The following is a 22,931-nucleotide window of genomic DNA, read 5'->3' as shown; positions in this document are numbered from 1 at the left end:
GAAGAAAGGCCGTGCTCTACGCGCCGCCGCGGGCCGCCAGGATCCGGGGCAACGCCGGGTCGAGCTGCACGAGGATGCGGCGGATCGTCTCCACGGCGGGGCCGAAGAAGCCGGGAACGATGCTGTCGTAGGTGTCGCCCGGCTGATGGTAGACGGGATGGTCTTCCACGCCGAAGTACAGGAAGGGGATCCCCGCGGCGTGGAACGGCCCGTGGTCGGAGGCATCCGTCCAATCGTCGGATCCGGTGCCCGGCAGGTCGTGCCCCAGACGCAGCACCACGGGAGGAACGGGCGCGACCTCCTCCACGTACGGTGCCAGGAAGGGATAGTGGTGCGTCCCAGCCGCGAACAGCAGGCTGTCGCTGTGGCTGACCATGTCGAGGTTGACGTTGAGCGCAATCCGCTCGATCGGCACGGGCGGCTCCTCCACGAAGTGGCGGGCCCCGCGCAGCCCGCCCTCCTCTCCGTCCAGCGCCGCGAAGATCATGGTGTGCGTGGGCGGGTGCTCGGCGAACCATGCGGCGAGGACGAGGAGCGCCGCCGTCCCGGAGGCGTTGTCGTCCGCGCCGGGGAAGATCCGTCCGTCGCGCACCCCGAGGTGATCGTAATGGGCGGTCAGCACGAGGACGGGCCCTGCACCGGACGAACCCTCCACGCGGCCGACGAGGTTGACCCCGGTCGCGGACCCACCCGACCCCTCGACGGGAAACGACTGCTCGAAGGAGCCGCCGAAGGGCTCGAGCCCGATGGAACGGAACTGCTCCAGGAGGTAACGCCGGGCCCGCGCGTTTCCGGGGGTGCCGAGCGCCCGGCCCTCCATCGAGTCGGCCGCCAGCACCTGCACGTGGTGCAGCAGCGCGTCCCGATCGATGGCGAGTGCCGCGGACGCGCGCGCGGGCGGAGCGGGCGCCGTGCGGGCCGGGGCCTCTTCGGACGCCGGGGCCGCGGGGGCGCACCCGAGCAGAACGGTGACGGCGAGGAGGCGGAAGCGGAGCGGAGGGGTTCGCATGGATCTAGGTCGGGGCTGTGGGACGAGGGAGGGTAGGTACTCCGGGACACGGGCAGACGTTTCGGGAGCGTCCGGGGCCCGGCCGGGGACCCGGCGCCGGTCCGAGCGGGTACCCCGTGCGTCCGCGCCGATCCGATCCCGGATCCGCGCATCGCTCCTGGTCTCCCTATTCCCGGACTCCGACACCATGACCGCTTCCCGGACCGCCGCGCTGCTGCTCCTCGTCGCAGGGGCCGCCGCACCGACCGCCCTCGAGGCGCAGAACACCGATGCCTGCTGGCTGAGTGGGGACGCCACTCCTGCCGCCGCCGCCGAACGCCCGAGCCCGCTGGGCGTCGTGGCCATCCCCATGGGGGACGCCGAAGCGACCCTCTGCTACAGCCGGCCCTCCATGCGCGACCGCGTGATCATGGGCGAGCTCGTCCCCTTCGATACCCCCTGGCGCCTGGGCGCCAACGAGGCCACGGCCATCCATCTGCCCTTCGCCGCCACCATCGGCAGCGTCGCCGTGGAGCCCGGCACCTACGCGCTCTACGCGATCCCGGGGCGCGAGCAGTGGGAGTTCGTGGTCAATCGCGCGTGGCAGCGCAACGGCGCGCCGATCGACGACGCCGTGCGCGCCGAGGACGTGGGCAGCTTCACCCGCAACGCCACCCGCACCGAGTCGCCCGTGGAGACGTTCACCATCGCCTGGGCGGCCCACGGAGCCGGGATGGGACACCTGGTGCTCGAGTGGGAGAACACGCGCGTGGAGGTGCCCATCCACAAGGCCGGCATGGGGCACTGATCCGCGGGACGCCCGCTCGTGTGCGGGCGGTTCCGGCGAGCGGTGCGTGACGCTCGGCGGGCCCCCAGGACAACGGCGGCCGGTTCCGCTCGGGAACCGGCCGCCGTGCGTCTACGGACCGACGTCTCAGTCGCGGGCTTCGTACTTCGTGAAGGCGCCACCGGCCCACGAGAGCGAGTTGGGTCCCTCCGCGGCGTAGACGTTGCCGTCCGCGTCGACGGCCACACCCTCGCCGGCCGTTCCCTGGTAGAGACGGCTCTCGCGCTCGAAGGGCGGGATGAAGGCCACGATGCGGTCTTCGTCCACGTGGCCGACGCGCACCCCGTTCACCCAGTTGGGATGGTTCTGCGGACTCGACTCGGAGTCGATCGCGTACAGCATGTCGTCCTCGGTAATGAAGATGCCGGAGATGCGGCCATACATGTAGCGCGAATCGAGGTAGTTGCCCTCTTGATCGAAGATCTCGATCCGATGGTTCCCGCGGTCGGCCACGAACAGACGGCCCTGTGAATCGAACGCGAGCGCGTGCGGCGTGCGGAACTCCCCGTGCCGCGCACCGATCTGGCCCCATTCCTTCAGGAACGTTCCGTCCGCGGCGTACTTGAGGATGCGGGCGGTCGAGCCCTCGGGCGGATTGGCGTTCTGACCGTTGTGTCCGTCCGCCACGAAGATGCTGCCGTCCGGCGCGGTGATGACGTCGTTGGGTTGGTTGAGCTGGTTGGGGCCGCTCCCGGGCTGCCCGGCGGTCCCCAGCGTCAGCAGCACCTCGCCGGTGGGACTGAACTTGAAGACCTGGTGGCCGCGCGTGCCGGCCTCGTTCCCGGCGAAGTCCGTCACCCACACGTTGCCCACGCTGTCCACGTGGATCCCGTGCGGCGTCACCATCAGATCCGCGCCGAAGTTGGCCAGCACCTCCCCGGTGTTGCGGTCGAACTTGAAGATCGGCGCGACGGGATTGCTCTCGCAGTCCACCGCCGCACCCTCTCCGAAGCTCCCGGCACCGCAGCGCTCGTAGGCCCAGATGTGCCCGTCCAGCGGATCGATGTCGATACCGGCGGTCGAGCCCCAGGTGCGGCCTTCCGGGAGCTGTCCCCAGTTGGCGACCACGGTCGGTGCGGGGTTGGGCAGCCCCTCACCGGTGATCGGGTTGCCGAGATGGGGAGGAGCGCCCTCCTGGGTCGTGTCACGGGCGGCGGCCGACGTGCAGCCGGCCAGCACGGCGGCAGCGCAGGCGACCCGCAGGGATCGAGGCAGGCGAGAGCGGGACATCGGAGGCCCTCCCGAAGGACAGGTGGACAGGGACCGACGGCGCGGGCGGACGACCGGGCCGGGACAGCAAGGGGGTCCGGGCAACGTCGGGGGCGGCGGAGGCGCGGTCAAGCGGTGGGGGGGGCGAGGCGGGTCGCCCTCGCGCGCCGCCGCCCCGCGCCTCTAGCGCCGCTCCGCCATCTCCACGAAACGCACGAAGGCGTTGACCATGCGCATCTGTGAGGGTCGGCGGCATTCCGCCCGGAACAGCGCCGGAGAGGCCACCACCACCGTGAGGCAGCGCGCCCGGGATGTGGCCACATTGAGCCGGTCCAGCGCGTACAGGAAGTCCATCCCGCGCGGCGCGTCCTCCGCGCTCGAGCTGGCGAGGGAATAGAAGGCCACCGGGGCCTCCTGCCCCTGGAACTTGTCCACCGTGCCCACCCGCGCCTCCGGGAATCCGGCCGCGGCCAGCCGCTCCCGGATGCGCGCCACCTGCGCGTTGTACGGCGCGACCACCAGCACGTCCTCCTGCGTCAGCGCCCGCTGCGTGCCCTGCCGGTCGATGAACACGCCCGCCGGTCGCAGCAGCCGCTCGAACCGGGCTGCGATCACCTCCGCCTCCTCGGCGGATTCGCGGCTGTTTCCGGTGTGCGGGGTCTCGACCACTTCCAGCCCGCCCCATTCGCTTCCGTCCGCTAGCACGACGCGCTGCTCCTGGAGATCGGCTCGTGCGCGCAGCTTGCTCTCGTAGAACAGCTCGGACGTGAACGCCGTGATCTCCGGCCGCATGCGCCAGGTCTCCCCCAGGAAAAGCCCCTGCTGCTCGGCGACGATGCCGTCGACGCCGGCCAGGTGCTCGAGGACGGAGACCTCCGTACCGGGAGGGTGGATGCCCTTCTGGGGCTGGTTGAGCTGCTGGGGATCGCCGAGCAGGACGAGCCGCGTGGCCGCCGGTGCCACGGCGAGCGCGTTGGCCAGGGAGAACTGCCCGGCCTCGTCGATGAACAGGACATCGACGGCGCGTTCGAATCCGCTCGCGGACCAGAGCCAGGCGGTCCCCGCGACGAGGTTGAACGGCGGCTCGCCGGCTTCCGCGCGGGCGGCGATGGCCTTGCGGGCGTCGCCCGCTCCCCCCACGGCCGCCAGCCGCGGGTCCGTGCACGCCTCCTTGCTCACCTGGAGTCCCTCGATCGGCGTCGCGGCGTCGTCCGCGTCCGCCTTGCACACCTCGTCCAGCAGGTTCGTGATCACCTTGTGGCTCGGGCCCGTCACTCCCACGCGCCGACCCGCACGCAGCAGCGCGCGGATCATCCGCGCGCCGGTGTAGGTCTTCCCCGTGCCGGGGGGGCCCTGCACCGGCAGCACACCAGGCTCCAGCGCCAGCACTGCGGCGCGTGCCCGATCCAGGGTGTTGGCACCCGGGAGGATCTCCGGCAGGGAGCGTCCGCCCTCGAACCTCGGCGGCTGCGCCTGCAGGAGCGGAAGCGAGGCCGGGCTCCACGCCTCCAGCGCGGGTGGACCCGAGCGCAGGTGCGCGGCGGTGGCGAGGAGGCGGTCGCGCTGCGCGTCCGCCGGGACGATGTCGTTGGGAAGCAGGGCCCGTATGGCCTGGACATCCACGGACCGGCTCTTCGTCGGCTTGCCGATCCGCAGATCGATCGTGCGGCTTATCTCGTCGACCGCGACGACCGTGCGCATGGTCCGCGTCTCGGTGTGCGCGTCGACCGCCGGCTTGTGCTCCTCGATCCGGTGCTCCTGCTCGGGAAACGAGTACCGATGGATCAGCGAGCGGTCCACCTCTGCCATCACCCCCACGTACTCCAGCCCGGCCAGCGGCCGGCTCTCCTCGATGAGCTCCTCATCCGAGAGCGTGCGCAGGTGGAAGTACTCCCACCAGGCGCTCTTGTCCTCGCGACGGTGCCACTCCAGCACGTGCGCCAGCAGCCAGCGCACGCGCTGGTCGGGCGTCTGCGCGTCCGGGTCGTCGGGCACGCCTGCGAGCAGCGCCTCCATGTGCTCGCGTACCTGCTGCGCGCGGTCGTCTGGCTTGTCCTCCTTCTCCTGCACGACCGGGCGGGGCAGCGCGGCGCCGTGTCTGCTCTCCCACTCCGTCCGCAGGCCCTCCAACCAGTCACGCAGCGCGCGCGTGGAGACACAATCGTCCCGGTTGTAGCCCTCGACGATCGGGCGGTCCGCTGCGATCGGCTCGCCGCTCTCCCCCAGGGCCAACCCGTACTCCAGACGCATCCGGGCGGGATTGGCCTCGGCGAGCGGCACGCTGCGCTCGAACCCGTAGAACGCCTCCAGCGGCTTCAGGGAGTAGCGCTCCACGGAGGCCCGCACGGACTGCCGCACGATCCGGTGCAGGTCCACGAACGCCTCCCTCCGGAGGAGCGCATCCAGCGCGTCGGTGCCCACGCCGTAGCGGCCCACCAGGCGCTTCAGCGCCGTGGGCTCGTAGTGGCCGAAGTGGTAGATGTGCGCATCGGGGTGGGCCTCGACGTGGGCCAGCGCGCGCTCGAGGAAGTGGAGCAATGCAGCCTTCTCCGCCTCCGGCGTGAGCGCCCACTCCCCCTTGTAGCGATCGTCCGTGTCGGAGACACCGAACAGGTACTCGATTCCGTGGGTGAACGCGTAGTCGGCCCCCTCCAGATCGAAGAACCAGTCGTGGGGAGAGGGAGCGGGCAACGCGGCGAGTCCCACGGACCTCCCCTCCCCGGTCTCCTCCGGCGGAAGGATCTCGTGGACGGGCTGGTTCCGCTGCCGGCCCTGCAGCTGGACCCGCGCCTGCGCCCGGATGCGCTCGAAGCCGGTCCCGCGCAGCCCTTCCGGCACCGGTTCCGCGGGCAGCTCCGCGAGCGCGGCCAGCGTGGTCACACCGTTCTCGACCAGGGCTCGACGATGATCGCGCCGGATCCCCGCCACGAGCGCCAGATGGTCGACCTCCCTGCGCTCCGCCTGACAGCGCGCACGCCAGTCGCAGATCCGACAGAGCTCCACCGGCTCCGGCGCCACGGGCGGCACGGCGGGCGCGGCCTCGAGGTGCAGCAGGAAGCGCTCGTCGAGGCTGCGCGTGTAGGCGGCGTAGTGGGCCAGGCGGAACGACTCCCGCCGCGGATCCGGACCGCCCAGGAAGAGGTGGATCTGCTCGGGCCGTGTGCCCTGCACGCGTTCGAGCAACCGCGAGTAGACGCACACCTGCAGCACGGCGGTCGCCTTGGCCTCGCGGGCCAGCTTCGCGTCCGCCACTTCGTAGGACCAGTCTCCCAGCGCGCCGGGCGTCTCCACGCGCAGGAGGAAGTCCACGAACCCGAGCCAGGGGCCTTCGTGCAGCGTGGCCTGGTAGATGACGTCGTAGCCGTCCTGCATCGCACGAAGCGTCTCGGCCGCGCGCCGCCGGTAGCCGTCGGGGGTCCGCTCCTCGCGGGTCAGCCCCTCGAAGCGCTGCACCCGCTTCCCCTCGGCCGCCAGGGCCTGCAGCACCACGTCTTCGTGCTCCAACCCCTTCTGCTTGAGGAGGTCGAGACGGGGATCCTCGTAGCGCACGCGCTCCACCTCGCCCCGGGCCGCGAGCCGGTCCAGGAGCGTGCGCTGCGGGCAGGCGGCGAAGGCGGCGAGGTCGGTGGGGGAGAAGCCGAGCCGGTCGTCGTCGAGTCGCATGCGGAGGGGGTTGGGGGAGCGAGACCCGCCGCAGGCCGCAAGACAGGCGGGCGGGTTCGAGAGGAGGAAGCTGGCCCGGGGGTGTGACACTCCGCAGGCGCCGCGCGGGGGCATCCTAGCGGCTGCGGGCAACCGGCGCGACGCGGCGTGCCGTTTCGCCTCCGCCGTGCGCGGTTGCGGGCCGCAGGCTCCCCACCCCATCGTGCGGCGTCCGTCGCGGTGGCGGCGGGTCCTGCACGCATATGCCACTTCCTGGAGCTTCGAATCGATGCCCGGCCTGCTCCCGAATGTCGACCCCGACGGCCTGCTCGAGTATTCCGTCGTCTACACGGACCGCTCGCTCAACCACATGTCGCGCGCCTTCCAGGAGGTGATGACCGACATCTCGGGCACGCTCCAGCGGGTCTACGGCGCCGCGGCCGTGGCGGTGGTCCCCGGCAGCGGCACCTTCGGGATGGAAGCCGTGGCGCGGCAGCTCGCGACCGGGCAACGCTGCCTGGTCGTACGCAACGGGTGGTTCAGCTTCCGCTGGACGCAGATCCTGGAGGCCGGAGGCATCGCGTCGGCGCACACGGTGCTGAAGGCGCGGCGCGTGAGCGGGGATCCACAGGCGCCCTTCACGCCGGCTCCCATCGAGGAGGTCGTGGCGGCCATCGAGGCGGAGCGCCCCGCCGTGGTGTTCGCGCCGCATGTGGAGACGTCGGCCGGGATGATCCTCCCGGATGGGTATCTCCAACGGATCGGGGAGGCCGTGCACGCCGTGGGCGGGCTGTTCGTGCTCGACTGTATCGCGTCCGGTGCCCTCTGGGTGGACATGGCCGCCTGCGGTGTGGACGTCCTGATCAGCGCGCCGCAGAAGGGGTGGACGGGCACCCCGTGCTGCGCGCTGGTGATGCTGTCCGAGCGGGCGCGCGGACGGGTGGCCGAGACCACGAGCACCAGCTTCGCCTGCAACCTCGGCACGTGGCTCCAGATCATGGAGGCCTACGAGAAGGGCGGACACGCCTACCATGCGACCATGCCCACGGACGGGCTCCGGGTCTTCCGCGACGTGATGCTCGAGACCGAAGCCTTCGGCCTGGAGCGCGCGCGGGAGCGTCAGCTCGAGCTGGGCCGGCGCGTGCGCGACGCCCTGGTGCGGGCGGGCTTCCCCAGCGTGTCGGCCGAGGGCTACCAGGCGCCAGGCGTGGTGGTGAGCTACACGGACGACGACGCGGTCCGCACCGGCCGGGCGTTCGCCGAGCAGGGCCTGCAGATCGCCGCGGGGGTTCCGCTCCGTTGCGATGAGGGGGACCACTTCAAGACGTTCCGCATCGGCCTGTTCGGACTGGACAAGCTCAAGGACGTGGACCGCACCGTGGCCACGTTCGAGGCGGCCCTGGAGCGGGTCGCAGCGAGCCGCTCGGGCGTCTGACCGGCAGCGGGGCCCCTCCGCGGGTTGGCGGAAGGGCGCTCCGCAGGGGGCGCACCGCCGCTCAGCCGTCCGGAAGGGCCCAGATGTCCACGCGGTCGAGGCCGATGAACGGCACCGCCAGCCGGTTCCGTCGCGTGTCGACGCCCAGATCGGCAGGCGCCCCCGCGACGCGCATCAGCACCGTACGCCGGCCGTCGGCGCCGAGGATCTGCACGGTCGAATCGGTCTGACTGGCGAAGAGCAGACCCACGCCCGTGCGCTCCACCCCGTCCAGCCTCCCCGGCGTCGGCTCCCCGAGCGCGACGGGTGCCGCCTCGCCGGGCGCCCAGAGGTGGACGGGGGTCCCGGGCTCCCAGGGGGCGAGCACGAAGGTCCGGCGCTCGCCGTCCCACGTGATCCCGTTCGGTGCCCCGGCGGCCGGATCCTGCCAGACCTCCACCGCCCTCCCCCCGTCCACGCGGTAGAGCGCCGAGCGCCCGGTGTCGGTGACGTACAGCGTGCCGTCCGGTGTCACCGCGATGTCGTTCAGGAAGCCCGGGGCGTGTGACGTGAAGTCCACGAACGCCAGGTGGGCCCCGCTCTGGCGGTCGAATCCGTGGATGCCGTCGACGTCCGCCACCCACAGCGTATCGGCCTTCAGCGCCATGCCCCGGGGCATGTGCAGCGGGTGCTCGGCGGTACCCATCGCGAACCGCAACGCCACCATGGCCCCGCTGCCGGCATCCACGCGACTCAGGAACCCGTCGGCGTCCCGATCCTCGCTGCCGGGCCCGAAGTTGGAGACGAACCAGACGTCCTGGTCCGCGTCGTAGCGGACCGCCTCGGGGCCGGAGAGGCCTTCGATGCTGTAGACCCGAGCCGGCGCCTGCTCCGCCGCTGGCGGATCACCCGCCTCTCCTGCCCCGGTACCGTGTTGCTCCCCCTCCCCTCCGCACGCCACGAGGAGCACGAGAACGCCGAGGAGGGCAGGCTGTGGACGCATGAGGCGCATCTCCATACCGGTGAGGTCGGGCGCGGGTCGCCCGCGGCGGGTGGCGGAACCGACGCCATCGGCCGGGAAGACGTGGCTCCGTGTCCGTCCTTCCTACGGGCGAGCGACGCGGGGATTTCGGCGTCCCGCGTCGGCCGACGCGCGAATCCGGGGGGGTTCCCTGCGCGTTGACGCCTGCTTGACGCCGTGCGCCTACCCTTTCCGTCCGCATTGACACCTACCATCCTGACCGCAGTCCCCCCACCCACCCGCAGCATAGGCCGAACTTGACCGTTCACGTTCGAACGCTCGGCATCGCGGAAGTCGCCGGACCGGCGGCTTCCGCACCGCTGCCGGCGGGTAAGCCGTTGGCCCTCATGGTCTTCCTGACCGTGGAGCGACGGCCGGTGACACGGGACGAGCTTGCGGATCTGCTGTGGCCGACCCGCGATCGGGCCCGCGCCCGACAATCGGTCCGGCAGGCGTTGTACAGCCTCCGGTCCCGCCTCGGCGCCGACGTCCTGATGGGGGATGACCCCGTCCAGGTCCACCCGGAGGGCGTCACCAGCGACCTCCAGGCGCTCGAGGCCTGTTTGACGGGCGCGCGGCCCTCGGAATGCCTGGACCTGTACGCGGGTCCCTTCCTGGAGGGGCTGTCCTTGACGGATGCCCCGCCGTTCACGGATTGGGTCGAAGAGCGCCGCCTGGACCTGGCCCGGCGGGTTGCCCGCTCGCTCCACGACGAAGCCCTCGCCGCCCGCGCGGCGGGCGACTTCGAGGACTCGGGCCGCCTCCTGCGCAGCGCCAGCCGCGTGCATCCGGAGTCGCAGCCGGTGCGGTTGGCGCTGGTGGAGCATCTCCTCGATGGGGGCCGCATCGCCGAGGCGCGCCAGGCGCTGGGCGACCTCTTCCGCGACCTGGAGCCCACAGGCGCCACACGCGAGGCCGCGCGGGCGCTGGAGCAGCGGATCGCCCGGTCGACGGCGGCCGGGGCCGTGGAGGCGCGCGCCCCGCTGGAGCCGGCGTTCGTGGGCCGTGGAACCGACCTGGCCCAACTGCTCGCGTTGTTTCGCGAGGTGGAGCGCGGGGCCAGCCGCATCGCGGTCGTCCAGGGACCGTCGGGCATCGGAAAGAGCCGGTTGCTCGCCGAGGTGCGCCGCTCCCTTGGGGCCGGCGCCACCTGGGTGGACCTGCGTGCACACCGTGGGGCGCAATCGCACCGCTTCGGTGTGCTGGCGGATCTCGTGGAGACGTTGACGGGGCTGCCGGGCGCGGCGGGCATCCACGCGTCCTCCGATCAGTTGTTGAAGCTGCTCCTTACCGGCTCTCCCGGTGGAGGGGCGACGCTTGCGAGCCTGGAGATCGTCCCGCTCGCCGGCGCGCTCCGCGACCTGATCGAGGCGGTAACCGCGGAGCACCCCGTGGTGCTGGCGGTCGACGACGTCCAATGGGCGGATGCGCCCTCTCTGGCCGTGTTGGTGCGAGCCCTGCTGCGACTGGCGGACGCTCGCTGTCTCGCGCTGGTGGCGCAGATGGAGGAAGGCGCGACCGCCCAGGTGGGGCTCCCGCTACTGGAGAGCGCGGAGACCACGGTGATCCGGCTGAGGCCGCTGACGGCCGATGCCGTCCGGGAGGTCCTGGAGTCGACGGTGGAGGTGGTGCCCCCCGAGGCGACACCAGAGGTGGCGCGTCAACTGCACCACCTCTCTGCTGGCCTCCCCCTGCATCTGGCCGCGGCCGTTCGTGCGCTGCGGGATCGAGGCTGGATCGATCGCGGGCCCTCCGGCTGGCGGATGCAGGCGCAGCGGATTGCCGGCGACGACGCGGCCCTGGGATCGCTCGAACGCATGCTCCGTGAGGAGTTCGGGCGTCTCCCGGAGGAGGGGCGCCGTCTGGCCGCCGATCTGGCGAGCGGCACCGGAGGTGAAGCAGAAGCGCTGCGCCTGGCGCTGGGCTTCGCTCCCGCCGAGTTCGAGGCTGTGGTCGCGGATCTCGTGGAACGCGGCTGGATCCAGCGCGCGGACGACGGTCGGCTGCTGTTGGCACACGATCGCTTTCGGGAGGCGGTGCTCAAGGCGGAGTCGCTGCACGCCCCGACGCGCTTCTCGTCCGTTCACGGCAGAAGAGCCGCTCTGGCCGCCGTGGCGGGGGCGGTGCTCCTCGCCTGGGCGGGATCCCATGGAGGACCCGAGCCCGCGGCTGACTTCCCCTACGGCGAAGGGCTCCTCCTCCTCTATGGAGACGGCGACGCCGCGCTCCTGCGCCCGCCGGAGCGAGAAGGTGGGACGTGGCGGACACTGCCCGCGGAGCCGGCCCTGGGATGGGTGCCCCAGCCGAACCCGCTGCTGCGGCATATCAAGGCGGCGCGCGATTCCCAGGGACGGATCCGCTGGTTCGCAACCCGTCAGTTCGAGAAGACGGGCCCCGGTGTGGTGGAGTTGTCGCCGCTGGCAGAGCGCCTCATTGCGGACGCAGACGCAGATGAGACGCTCCAGTCGGTGGGACCGGGCAGCACGCTCCTCATTGCCACCCAGCGTGGGACGCACGCGGATCCCTATCAGGTCGACCAGCTCCTCTGGAACGTCGAGGCGGACGAATTCCGGCGCGTCCTGGCGGCCCCGGAGAAGAGCTTCGGGGCGCTCGCTCCGGATGGTGAACGGATCCTCGCGGTCCTGACCGCTCCCACGGACTCGCTGACGCTGCTGAGTCCCTCGGGCCGGCGACTCTGGACACGCGCCGTGGATCCGTTCCAGACCCTGTACCAGATCGTCTGGTGCACGGATGCGCGTCACTTCGTGGCACGGGCGATCCGACTCGAGGATCATGCGCTGTTGATGGGAGACGCGGAGTCGGGCGAGTGGGAGATCTTGCGCGGCGATTGGACGCCCGTGGGCTGCTTCGGTCCTGCCGCAGCGCTGGCGCTGCTCGAAGCCGACGCGAGGGGACAGACGCACCTCGTCGTCCGGGATCTCCGGTCGGCCGAGCACCCCGTCCTGTTCCGCAGTCCGCTTCCCTTCCTGCCCAGCACCTCGTGGATCCCCGATCGCAGCCCGCCCACGCCCCGGGAGCTGCTGCTCGGCGTGGATTCGATCCGCCTGGATTGGGGTGGCAGCGCAGTGGTCGAGGCGAGCCTCCTCGATGCGCGAGGAAGGGTCGATCCGGCGGCGACGATCGAGTGGCGCACGGCGGATCCCGACATCGCGTCCGTGGACCCACAGGGTCGCCTCTCCGGAAATACGCCTGGCCACACGCTCCTGGTTGCGGAGTACGCAGGCTGGCTCGCCGATACGGCGTTCGTGGAGGTCGGGGGCGGCCCGGGTGCGGACGTGCTGTTGGTGGACCGGTTCTTCGATCCGGATCTGACGCTCTGGGTGATGGAAAGCGATCCGGCCCACGAGACGCAGAGGCTGCCGGACGGGCCCGCGTTGGCAATGTTGGGAGACGGACGCTACACGGACGGCATGCGGAGCCGCTCATCCTTCCGCAGCGCGCGGGGCCTCACGCTGGAAGCGCGTGTCCGTCTGCCCCTCACCCGGCGGGACCGCCAGCGTTGGGAGCTATGCCTGCTGCCGGATTACGCCCCGGCGCCGACGGATGCCCAGGTCTGCCTCACGTACCCGACGGATGAGCTCAGCAAGTTCGACGACCTGCATGCCACGGTCCGCCATCAGTCCGGGCAGCCCAGGTTCGTTCCCGCCCCTGAGCTCGCCGACGGCGACTGGCACCACGTCGCCCTCCAGGTGCGCGCCGACGGCGAGATCAGCGCCGTCGTGGATCGCCGGGTCCGCCGGACCGCACGCTACCGCTTCCCGGTGGGGAGCGAACACGACTGGCGGGTCCTGATCGCTGGCCATTCCGTGGACACGGAGCTGCACGTGCGGGATCTGGTGCTCTGGCAGGGTATCCGCTACGGCGTCGACGGCGTGATCCCCCGCGAGGTCGGTGAGCCATGAGACGACTGCCACGCCGGACGGCGCCCCCGGCGGAGGGGGGGCGGTGACGCCGCCCAGGGTGCACATCCGCACGCTCGGGGGCGCGGAGGCCCGAGCCCCGGGCGCCGACCAGACGCTGGCCGGGAAGCCGCTCGCGCTCTTCCTGTACCTCGCCGTCGAGCGCCGTGATGTCGCGCGCGACGAGATGGCCGAGCTCCTGTGGCCGGCGAGCGAGCGGTCCCGCGCGCGCCAGTCGGTCCGGCAGGCGCTGTATCACCTGCGGAGTCGCTTCGGCCCGGACGTGGTCCTCGGCGACGATCCGGTGCGCGTGGCGCTCACTCCTGAGGACGTGGACCTCGAGGCCCTGGAACACTGCCTCTCGCATGGGCGTCCCTCCGCGTGCCTGGACCTCTACGGCGGTCCCTTTCTCGCGGGGTTCTCGCTCCCCGATGCCGCTCCCTTCATGGACTGGGTGGAGGAGCGCCGCCTGGACCTGGCCCGCCGCCTGGCCCGCGCACTGCACGACGAGGCGCTCGGCGCGCGGGCGGCCGGCGACGTGGAAGGCGCGAGTCTCCTGCTGGGGCATGCCGCCCGGATCCATCCCGAGTCGCAACCGGTGCGATTGTCGCTGATCGAAGCGCTTCTGGATCAGGGTCGGGTGGAGGAGGCGCGCCAGGCCCTCTCCGACCTCTTCCGCGACCTCGAGCCGACGGGAGAGGCGCGCGAGCAGGCGCGCGAGTTTGAGCGGCGCATCTCCCTGTCGACGCAGGCCCGCGCGAGCGTATCCAACGGCGCGCCGGAGCTGCCTCTGGTGGGCCGGAACACGGACCTGGCGCAGCTCCTGGCGCTGTCCCGCGATGCGGGGCGAGGCATCACCCGCGTCGGCCTGCTGGCCGGCCCGCCCGGGATCGGACGGAGTCGCCTGCTCGCCGAGGCGCGCCGCTCCCTCGCCGGGTCCGCGACCTGGCTGGGCCTGCGTCTCCACGCGGGCGATGAGCGTCACCGCTTCGGCGCGGTCGCGGACCTGGCCGAGGCGCTCCTGGCCCTGCCCGGCGCAGCCGGCATCCACGCCGCGTCGGATGAGCTGCTCCGCATCCTGCTGCCGGGGTCGCCGCGATCCTCGGAGCTGGCCGCCCTGGAGAGCGTGCCCCTCTCGGGTGCGTTGCGCGACCTCATCGATGCGGTCTCCGGCGAGAACGCGCTGGTCGTCGCGATCGACGACGTGCACTGGATGGATCCCGACTCGCAGGCGGTCTTCGGACGCACCTTCCTACGTCTCACGCACGCGCGCTGCCTGCTGCTCCTGTCGGCCGCCGATCCGCTCGAACGCCGCGGTCTGGACGCGTTGCGCGGGCTCCTGGACGGCGAGGAGGTGGCCCGTGTCCGGTTGCGGCCTCTGACCCTGGACCAGGTCGCCGAGGCGGTGGACAGCGCAATGGACGTCGATCCTCCCGACACCCACCCGCGGGTGGCGCAGGAGCTGCACCGGCTGACCGCGGGCCTGCCGCTCCACCTGGCAGCCGCTCTTCGGGCGCTGCGCGAGCGCGGCTGGATCGCGCGCCGGGAAGATCGGTGGGTGTTGGACGCGCGGCAGATCGAACGCGCGGGCGTGGAGCTGGGCTCCCTGGCGGACCTCCTGACCGAACGATTCGGACGGCTCTCCGCGGAGGCCCGACAGGTGGCGACCACGCTCGCCAGCGGAGGCTCAGCGGCCGCCGATGATCCTCCGGCGTCGTTCGGAGTCGCGCCCGCGGAGTTCGAACGGGTGGTGCAGGACCTGCTCGAGCGGGGGCTCGTCGAACGCACGGAGGGAGGCCGCCTCGTGTTCGTCCACGAGAGCCTGCGCGAGGTGGCCTTGCGCGCCCAGGACGCGGGGCGCCCCGCCGGCTCCGAGGCTTCCGCCTTGCGCCGTCTGGCCGGGATCGTGGTCCTGGCCACACTGGTGTTCGGGTGGCTGGGCTTCGTGCGCTGGCAGAACGCGCAACCCCCCTTCCCGTTCGGCGAGGGGCATCTCATCGCCTACGGACCGGACGGCGTCCTGGCCATCCGCGCGCCCGAGCGGGACGGGGGTCCGTGGGTCGTGCAGCCCGCGGAGGAGGTGCTGGGGTGGGCACCGGCGTTCGATCCCCTGCTCCGGCACGTGCGGGCGGTGCGGACGCCGGAGGACGGTGTGCGGTGGTATGCGACGTGGGATCGACAGGAGCTGCAGCCCGCGGCGGTGGAGCTCACACCTCGGGGCACGGCGGTGCGCTACGACTCGGAGGGCGACGACGCGGCCCTGGGCGCATCCGCGGACGGACACACGCTGCTGGTGGCGAGCGAGAACGGCGTCCGCGATCCGTACGCGTTGGACCTCCAGCTCGTACGCGAGGACGGCGCCGTCCGTCCGCTGGTGACGGGGACGGACAAGATCGCTGGGGCATGGTCGCCGGACGGGACACGGATCCTCGCGGTACTCACGGCTGCGGTCGATTCGCTTGTGCTGCTCAGTCCATCCGGGACGCGGCTCTGGAGCCGCGCCGTGGAGCCGTTCACCACGTCGACAGCGCCGGCCTGGTGCGCCGATTCCCGCCATGCGGTGGTCGGTGTGTTCGACCATTGGAAGAGTGGGTGGATCGTTGTCGACACCGACACCGGCGAGTGGGAGGTGCTGTCCACGGAGCGGATGCCGGCACCGGTGGTATGCTTCGGCGACGGAGTGGCCGTCGCAGGAACCACACGCGGGACGACCGGGCTCCCCGAGATCGAGATCCGCGATCTGCGCCGCGGAGCGAATCTCGTCCTCGCGCGCATCTCGGGGACAGCCGCCAATTCCGGAAACCTCTCCTGGCTCCCGGTCCGCGCACCCCGGGCTCCTGCTTCTCTCGCCGTCCTTCCCGACTCGGTCGTGATCCCATGGGGCGACTCGGTCAACGCAACAGCGCGCCTCCGTTCGTGGGTCGGAGAGGAATGGGTCCCTGAGGAGGTGCAGTGGCGTTCGCTCGATGCCAACATCGCGTCCGTGGACAGCCTGGGACGCATCTCGGGCAACGGACCGGGGCGGACCGGGATCGTGGCGGACTATGCCTCCTGGCTGAACGACACTGTCGTCGTGGACGTGCGGGGCGAGCCTCGGGAGGACGTGCTGCTGCTGGACCGGTTCACGGATGCCTCTCTCGCACAGTGGCAGGAGCGCGGCGACCCGCAGCCCCGGGCCGTGTCTCTCGCCGACGGGCCGGCGCTCAGGTTGCTCGGGGACGGTCGGTACTCGGATGGGATCATCTCCCGGCAGCGTTTTCGCCTGGCCCGTGGGTTCACGTTGGAGATGCGCATCCGGTATCGCTCTACACGGCGCGACCGACAGCGCTGGGAACTCTGCCTCCTCTCCTCGGACGCGGACACGATCGTGCTCCAGGCCGAACGGTACAGCTGCCTCGTCTACCCCCTGGGCGAGCTTGCGAAATGGGACAGTACGCGAGCCGGGCTGAGCCGACAGGGCCTCCTGCCGCGCATCGCGGACACCGGCGACCTCGGCGACGACCAGTGGCACCACGTCGCCCTGCAGGTCCGCGCGGACGGCGAGACCAGCGTGGTCGTCGACCGCCAGGTGGTGCTCGTCACGCGGGACGCCTTCCCCATCCGGGCGGATCTCGACTGGCGGGTGGGGATCCACGGCCATGCCGTCGACACCGAGATGTACGTGCGTGACGTGACCCTCTGGGAGGGGATCCGCTACAGCACGGACGGAGTGCCGGACGGGCCGTCCTGACGCCCGGAGGGCGTGGCAAGCGCCCCTCCTCTTGCCCCTCCCCCGCCTCCCGTCCAATCTGCCGGGCGTCCACCCTTCCGGAGGCCCTACGATGTCCGCGCCGTTCCGCACGCGCCTGACGCCCCTCGTCCTTACCGCCGCCCTGGCCACTCCAGCCGCGGCACAGATCCCGGAGTCCGTCCTGGAGGCCTACACGCCTCGCGCGGTCGGGCCGGCCACCATGGGCGGCCGCACGGTGGACTTCGCGGTCTACGAGGCGGATCCGTCCATCTTCTACGCGGCCTCGGCATCCGGCGGGCTGCTCAAGACCGTCAACGGCGGCACGTCCTGGGAGAACGTCTTCGACCGACAGAACACGGTCTCGATCGGAGACGTCGCCATCAATCCGAACGACCCCGACATCGTCTGGGTGGGCACGGGCGAGGCCAACAACCGGCAAAGCTCCTCCTGGGGGGACGGCATCTACAAGTCCACGGACGGCGGCCGTACCTGGACGCACATGGGGCTGGCCGAGACGCACCACATCGGGCGGATCGTGGTCCATCCGCTCGACACCGACATCGTCTACGTCGCCGCCGTGGGCCGCCTGTGGGGCCCCAACCCCGAGCGCGGTGTCTTCCGCACCATGGATGGCGGTCGCACATGGGAGCATGTCCTGGCCATCGACGAGCACACCGGTGCCATCGATCTGGCCATGGACCCGCTCAATCCGAAGACGCTCTATGCCGCCGCCTACGCGCGGCAGCGCACCGGTTGGGGCTTCAACGGCGGCAACGAGGCCGGAGGGATCTTCAAGACCGTGGACGGCGGTCGCACCTGGACAGAGCTCACGAACGGGCTGCCGGACGGAGCCACCGGGCGGATCGGGCTCGACATCTACCGGAGCGACCCGAACGTCGTGTACGCGATCGTGGAGGCCGAGGAGGACGGCGGCGTCTATCGCTCCGAGGACAAGGGTGGGTCATGGACCCGCATGAGCCCGCTCAACCCGCGGCCGATGTACTTCTCGCAGATCCGGGTCGACCCCAACGACGACGACCGGATCTACGTGGGCGGCGTGCAGCTCCACATCTCGGACGATGGCGGCAGGACCTTCCGGGACGACGGCGCGCCGGGCGTGCACCTCGACCACCACGCGTTCTGGATCGATCCCTCCAACTCCCGACACCTCATCGACGGCAATGACGGGGGCATCTGGGTGAGCCGCGACAAGGCGGCGACCTGGGAGCACCTGAACAATTATCCCATCGGGCAGTTCTACCACGTCGCCGTGGACATGCAGGAGCCCTACCACATCTTCGGCGGCATGCAGGACAACGCCACCTGGGGCGGGCCCAGCGCGGTGCGCGACCGGCAGGGCATCGCCAACGAGCACTGGTACCAGATGCTGGCCTGCGACGGGATGTTCGTGGCGGTCGATCCGAGCGACGACGAGACCATGTACACGAACTGCCAGAACGGGCGCATCGTCCGCTACGATCGAAGGACGGGCGAACGCACGTCCATCATGCCGCAGGTCCCGCCCGAGGAGGGCGAGCTGCGCTGGAACTGGACGACGCCCATCGTCGTGTCGTCCCACAACTCCACGACGCTCTACACCGGCGGCAACCGGGTCTTCCGCTCCACCGATCGCGGGCACTCGTGGACGCCCATCTCCCCGGACCTGACCCGGGCGCTGGACCGCGACACGCTGCAGATCATGGGCGTGCGCGGGGAGGACATCGCGCTGTCCCGCCACGACGGCATGGCGTCCTTCGGCAACATCACGGCCTTGGCCGAGTCGCCGCTGGACGCCGACCTCCTGTACGTGGGCACCGATGACGGCACCGTGCACGTCACCCGCGACGGCGGTGCCACCTGGACCGACCTGACCGACCGGATCCGCGGCGTGGCGCCCCTGCTGTACGTGAGCCGTCTCACGCCTTCGCGCGCCTCCGAAGGGACCGTGTACGCCAGCTTCGACGGACACCGCAGCAACGACTTCCGTCCCTGGGTGTTCGTGAGCACGGACTACGGCCAGAGCTGGCGCTCGATCGCCTCCAACCTGGAGCGGGGACCGGTCTACGTGATCGAGGAGGATCCCTTCAACCCCGACCTCCTGCACCTGGGCACGGAGTTCGGGCTGTATTCCTCGCTGGACCGCGGCGCGCACTGGACAGCCTGGCCCACGATGCCCACCGTCGCGGTCTACGCCCTGGTGGTCCATCCGCGGGACCGGGACCTGGTGCTGGCCACCCATGGTCGGAGCTTCCTGGTGTACGACGACATCTCCTCGCTGCAGCAGATGTCGCCCACCGTGCTGGCCGCCGGCAGCCACCTGTTCGATCCGCGCCCGGCGCGGCAGTTCATCCCCAACGAGAACGGCTGGTTCCTCGGGGGCCGCGACTATCGGGCCGAGAACCCCGCGTTCGGCGCCTACCTGGACTACTGGCTGGGAGGCGCGACGGACGATTCGGTGACGCTGACCATCGCCGACCGCTCCGGCGCCACCGTGCGCGAGCTGAAGGGCTCCGCCGACGCGGGGCTGCACCGCGTGGTGTGGGATCTGCGCGCAGAACCGTTCGGGGAGCTGGGCGAGGGACTCGCCGGTGCGCTCAACCTCTCCGAGTTGGGACCGTTGGTGATCCCTGGCGAGTACCGGGTGACGCTGAATACCGGGAGTGCCGAGCACACCACGACCGTGCAGGTGCGTGGAGACGCGAGGGTGACGGTGGCGGACGCCGACCGGCGGCGCCGCTACGACATGCTGGTGTCGCTCACGGCCCTGCAGAAGACGGCGGCCGATGCCGCCGACGCCGTGAACGCCCTGCGTGACCGCGTGGACGCGGCCGCGCAGTGGGTCTCGGAGCGTGAGGACGCACCGGCCGCCGTGAAGGAGCGCACCGACGCCGTGAAGGCGGAGGTGGCGGAGCTCCGTCGGCGCCTGCTGGGTGGCCCCGGCGGGAACGACGACGAGGAGGAGGCGCCCTCCCTCCCGCCCGTGCGCAACCGGCTGAACGGCCTCAAGTCGCAGATGATCAATTCGCAGTCGCCCCCGACGGCACAGCAGCAGGAGACCTTCGAAGGCATCCGACCCGACCTGGACGCGGTCGTGGCCGATCTCAACACGGCCATCGAGACGACCCTGCCGGAGCTCTACGACCTGCTGGCCCGGAACGGCATCCACGGCCCGCCGGTCGAGCCGGTGCGGCCGGTGGGGGGGTGAGCGAGCGCACCTTCTCCCCATACGACGCGAGGGGGCGGCCACCGCGCCGCCCCCTCGTCGTATCCGGACGCTTCGGCCCGGCCACGAGGCCGGGCCTCGCGCCCGCTACACCCCCTCCAGCACCCCGTTCAGCGTCGGGCTGGGCCGCATGGCCGCGTCCGCCCGCGCGGGATCGGGCATGTAGTAGCCACCGAGATCCTCGGCGCGACCCTGTGCGGCGTTGAGCTCCTCGACGATCCGTGCCTCGTTGGCGGACAGCGCTTCGGCGACGGGCCGGAAGCGGTCCGCCAGCGCCGCGTCCTCCGTCTGGGCCGCGAGCGCCCGAGCCCAGTAGAGGGTCAGGTAGAACGTGCTTCCGCGATTGTCGAGCTGACCCACGTCGCGACCCGGCGAGCGATCGTGGCGGAGGTAGTCGGCGACGGCGGCATCCAGCGCGTCCGCCAGGACCCGGGCCCCCGGGGCCTGGAACCCATCCGCCAGATGCTCGAACGACGCGGCCAGCGCCATGTACTCGCCGAGCGAATCCCAGCGCAGGTGCCCTTCCTCCTGGAACTGCTGCACGTGCTTGGGTGCGGAGCCGCCCGCACCCGTCTCGAACAGGCCTCCGCCGTTGAGTAGCGGGACGACGGACAGCATGCGCGCGCTCGTTCCGATCTCCAGGATCGGGAAGAGGTCCGTCAGGTAGTCGCGCAGCACGTTGCCGGTGACGGAGATGGTGTCCTCTCCCCGGCGGATGCGCTCGAGCGAGTAGCGCATGGCGTCCACGGGCGCGAGGATCTCGAGCGTCAGGCCGTTCGTGTCGTGGTCCGCCAGGTAGCGCTCCACCTTGGTGATGAGCTCGGCGTCGTGTGCGCGCGCGCGGTCCAGCCAGAACACGGCGGGGGCGCCACTGGCCCGGGCGCGCGTCACCGCCAGCTTGACCCAGTCGCGGATGGCCGCGTCCTTGGTCTGACACGCGCGCCAGATGTCGCCGGGCTCCACGGCGTGCTCCAGCAGCGTGCGCCCCTCGGCGTCCACGATGCGCACCGTCCCCGCGGTCGCGATCTCGAAGGTCTTGTCGTGCGACCCGTACTCCTCGGCCTTCTGCGCCATCAGGCCCACGTTCGGGACACTGCCCATGGTGGACGGGTCGAACTGCCCATGCGCCTGGCAGTCCCGCACCACGGCGTCGTAGATGCCCGCGTAGCTGGAGTCCGGGATCACCGCCTTGGTGTCCTGGAGCGCGCCGGCCGCGTTCCACATCCGACCGGAGTCGCGGATCAGGGGCGGCATCGAGGCGTCGATGATCACGTCGCTCGGGACGTGCAGGTTGGTGATGCCCTTGTCGGAGTTGACCATCGCGAGCGCGGGCCCGTCCGCGTAGGCCTGCGCGATCGCACCCTCGATCGCCGACCGCTGGTCTTCGGGAAGCTGGCGGATCTTGCCCAGCACGTCGCCGAGGCCGTTGTTGGGGTCGGCACCGATCCGCTCCAGCGTCGCGCCGTGCGCACGGAAGACATCGGCGAAGAAGACCCGTACCGCATGACCGAACAGGATGGGGTCGGAGACCTTCATCATGGTGGCCTTGAGGTGCAGCGAGAACAGCACACCCCGGGCCTTGGCGTCCTGCACCTGCTCCGTCAGGAACGCGACCAGCGCCCGCTTGCTCATGAAGGTGGCGTCGAGCACCTCGCCGGCCTTCAGCGCCAGTCCGTCCTTGAGCACGGTCACGTTCCCGTCTTCGGCGACATGCTCGATGCGCGCCGTGGTGGCCGCCGTCAGCGTCACGGAGCGCTCGTTGCTCCGGAAGTCCCCGCTCCCCATCGTCGCGACGTGGGTGCCCGAGTCCTCCGGCCAGGCCCGCATGCGGGGCGGGTTGGCGCGCGCGTACTCCTTGACCGACCGGGGTGCGCGGCGGTCGGAGTTGCCCTGGCGCAGCACGGGGTTCACGGCGCTCCCCTTCACCTTGTCGTAGCGCGCACGGATGTCGCGCTCCTCGTCCGTCGAGGGCTCGTCCGGATAGTCGGGCAGCGCGTAGCCCCTCGCCTGCAGCTCCGCGATGCACGCCTTCATCTGCGGGATGGACGCGCTCACGTTCGGAAGCTTGATGACGTTGGCTTCCGGCGTCTCCACCAGGCGGCCCAGCTCCGCGAGGTCGTCGCGGACCCTGCGGGCCGGCTCGAGCCGGTCGGAGAACACCGCCAGGATGCGCCCGGCCAACGAGATGTCCCGCGTCTCCACCGGGACGCCGGCGGCACCGGCGAAGGCCCGGATGACGGGGAGGAAGGCGTACGTGGCCAGGGCCGGGGCCTCATCGGTCCAGGTGTACAGGATCGGCGGTGTCGTGCTCATGGCGTCCGGGTCCAGAGGGCGGGAGCGGTTCCGGCGCCCAACATGCCCCGGCGGGGCGGCGGGCGACAAGGCGATGCGCGGGTCTCGAGGATCCCGGGTGGAGGGATGTCGGTTGCGACGGCCCGTCCTCCCTCCCTACCCTCCCCCGCGTCCGGCCCGCGACGGGCCGCAGGCCCGGCCCCCACTTCGGACGCTGGAGCGATCATGAGCGAAGCGCGCGACGCGGAGGGGTTCGAGGTTCCGATCCGCCGACCCGACCAGGGCGACCCGGATCTCGCCTCGACGCTCGGGGGCGCGCTCGGCCTCTCGCGCGCCGAGCTCGAGGGCTGGCAGGAGCCCGCACCCGATGCGCCGACCGTCCTGTCGGCGGGGAGCCGGATGGCCGAGGCCGTCGCGGCCGCCGTCGCCCGCCCGCCCGGACAGCTCGTCGAGCTGCGGGGCCCGACCGGGATCGCCCTGGCCCGGGTCCCGGTCCGGCTGCTGCTGGGCAACCTGCGGCGCGCCGGAGTGGAGGACGTGATCGAGCGCGCCATCGTCGCCTGGGGTGAGCGGCACCGGCAGCACTGGTGCTCGGTCGTGGGTCACTTCACCGATGAGAACCCCTGCTCGCTGCACGAAGTCTGA

At 71.4% G+C, this 22,931-nt stretch carries 11 protein-coding genes; 6 read left to right on the top strand and 5 right to left on the bottom strand.

The window, feature by feature from the left end:
* Positions 1-16: 16 nt before the first annotated feature.
* Positions 17-1,009 (bottom strand): M28 family peptidase, encoded by a 993-nt coding sequence (locus R3E98_01960; GenBank protein ID MEZ4422150.1) that lies wholly within the window; start codon positions 1,007-1,009, stop codon positions 17-19.
* A gap of 187 nt (positions 1,010-1,196) precedes the next feature.
* Here R3E98_01960 and R3E98_01955 point away from each other — a divergent pair, with 187 nt between their 5' ends.
* Positions 1,197-1,796, top strand: coding sequence for a DUF2911 domain-containing protein (locus R3E98_01955; protein MEZ4422149.1), 600 nt, complete (start codon positions 1,197-1,199; stop codon positions 1,794-1,796).
* 126 nt (positions 1,797-1,922) lie between these two features.
* Here R3E98_01955 and R3E98_01950 read toward each other — a convergent pair whose 3' ends face one another.
* Positions 1,923-3,065 carry a peptidyl-alpha-hydroxyglycine alpha-amidating lyase family protein gene (locus R3E98_01950; GenBank protein ID MEZ4422148.1) on the bottom strand — a complete coding sequence of 381 codons (1,143 nt, stop codon included), beginning with the start codon at positions 3,063-3,065 and terminating at the stop codon, positions 1,923-1,925.
* Positions 3,066-3,227: 162 nt separating this feature from the next.
* Positions 3,228-6,707, bottom strand: a complete 3,480-nt coding sequence (locus tag R3E98_01945; protein ID MEZ4422147.1) for a TM0106 family RecB-like putative nuclease — start codon at positions 6,705-6,707, stop codon at positions 3,228-3,230.
* Between the two features lie 268 nt (positions 6,708-6,975).
* On the opposite strand from R3E98_01945, the gene R3E98_01940 reads away from it, so the two are divergent.
* On the top strand, positions 6,976-8,121 hold the full coding sequence (locus R3E98_01940) for an aminotransferase class V-fold PLP-dependent enzyme (protein ID MEZ4422146.1): 1,146 nt from the start codon (positions 6,976-6,978) through the stop codon (positions 8,119-8,121).
* 61 nt (positions 8,122-8,182) lie between these two features.
* Here R3E98_01940 and R3E98_01935 read toward each other — a convergent pair whose 3' ends face one another.
* Positions 8,183-9,103, bottom strand: a complete 921-nt coding sequence (locus R3E98_01935; protein MEZ4422145.1) for an SMP-30/gluconolactonase/LRE family protein — start codon at positions 9,101-9,103, stop codon at positions 8,183-8,185.
* Positions 9,104-9,468: 365 nt separating this feature from the next.
* Between R3E98_01935 and R3E98_01930 the strand changes: the two genes are divergently transcribed.
* The 3 genes from R3E98_01930 to R3E98_01920 all read left to right on the top strand — a co-directional run bounded on the left by R3E98_01930 (position 9,469) and on the right by R3E98_01920 (position 19,976).
* The gene (locus R3E98_01930; GenBank protein ID MEZ4422144.1) at positions 9,469-13,044 is read left to right on the top strand and encodes an AAA family ATPase; all 3,576 of its coding nucleotides are present in this window, start codon (positions 9,469-9,471) and stop codon (positions 13,042-13,044) included.
* 43 nt (positions 13,045-13,087) lie between these two features.
* The gene (locus tag R3E98_01925) at positions 13,088-16,771 is read left to right on the top strand and encodes an AAA family ATPase (GenBank protein MEZ4422143.1); all 3,684 of its coding nucleotides are present in this window, start codon (positions 13,088-13,090) and stop codon (positions 16,769-16,771) included.
* A gap of 91 nt (positions 16,772-16,862) precedes the next feature.
* The gene (locus R3E98_01920; GenBank protein MEZ4422142.1) at positions 16,863-19,976 is read left to right on the top strand and encodes a hypothetical protein; all 3,114 of its coding nucleotides are present in this window, start codon (positions 16,863-16,865) and stop codon (positions 19,974-19,976) included.
* A 105-nt stretch (positions 19,977-20,081) separates the two neighbouring features.
* Here the strand turns inward: R3E98_01920 and R3E98_01915 are convergent, their stop codons facing one another.
* Complete coding sequence (locus R3E98_01915; protein ID MEZ4422141.1) at positions 20,082-22,307, bottom strand: NADP-dependent isocitrate dehydrogenase; 2,226 nt, start codon at positions 22,305-22,307, stop codon at positions 20,082-20,084.
* 204 nt (positions 22,308-22,511) lie between these two features.
* On the opposite strand from R3E98_01915, the gene R3E98_01910 reads away from it, so the two are divergent.
* Positions 22,512-22,931 (top strand): hypothetical protein, encoded by a 420-nt coding sequence (locus R3E98_01910; GenBank protein ID MEZ4422140.1) that lies wholly within the window; start codon positions 22,512-22,514, stop codon positions 22,929-22,931.

The organism is Gemmatimonadota bacterium, from assembly GCA_041390125.1.
GTDB lineage: Bacteria > Gemmatimonadota > Gemmatimonadetes > Longimicrobiales > Gaopeijiaceae > JAGQIF01.
The sequence above is the reverse complement of the archived record's forward strand: the minus strand, read 5'-3'. Positions and strand labels throughout refer to the sequence as shown.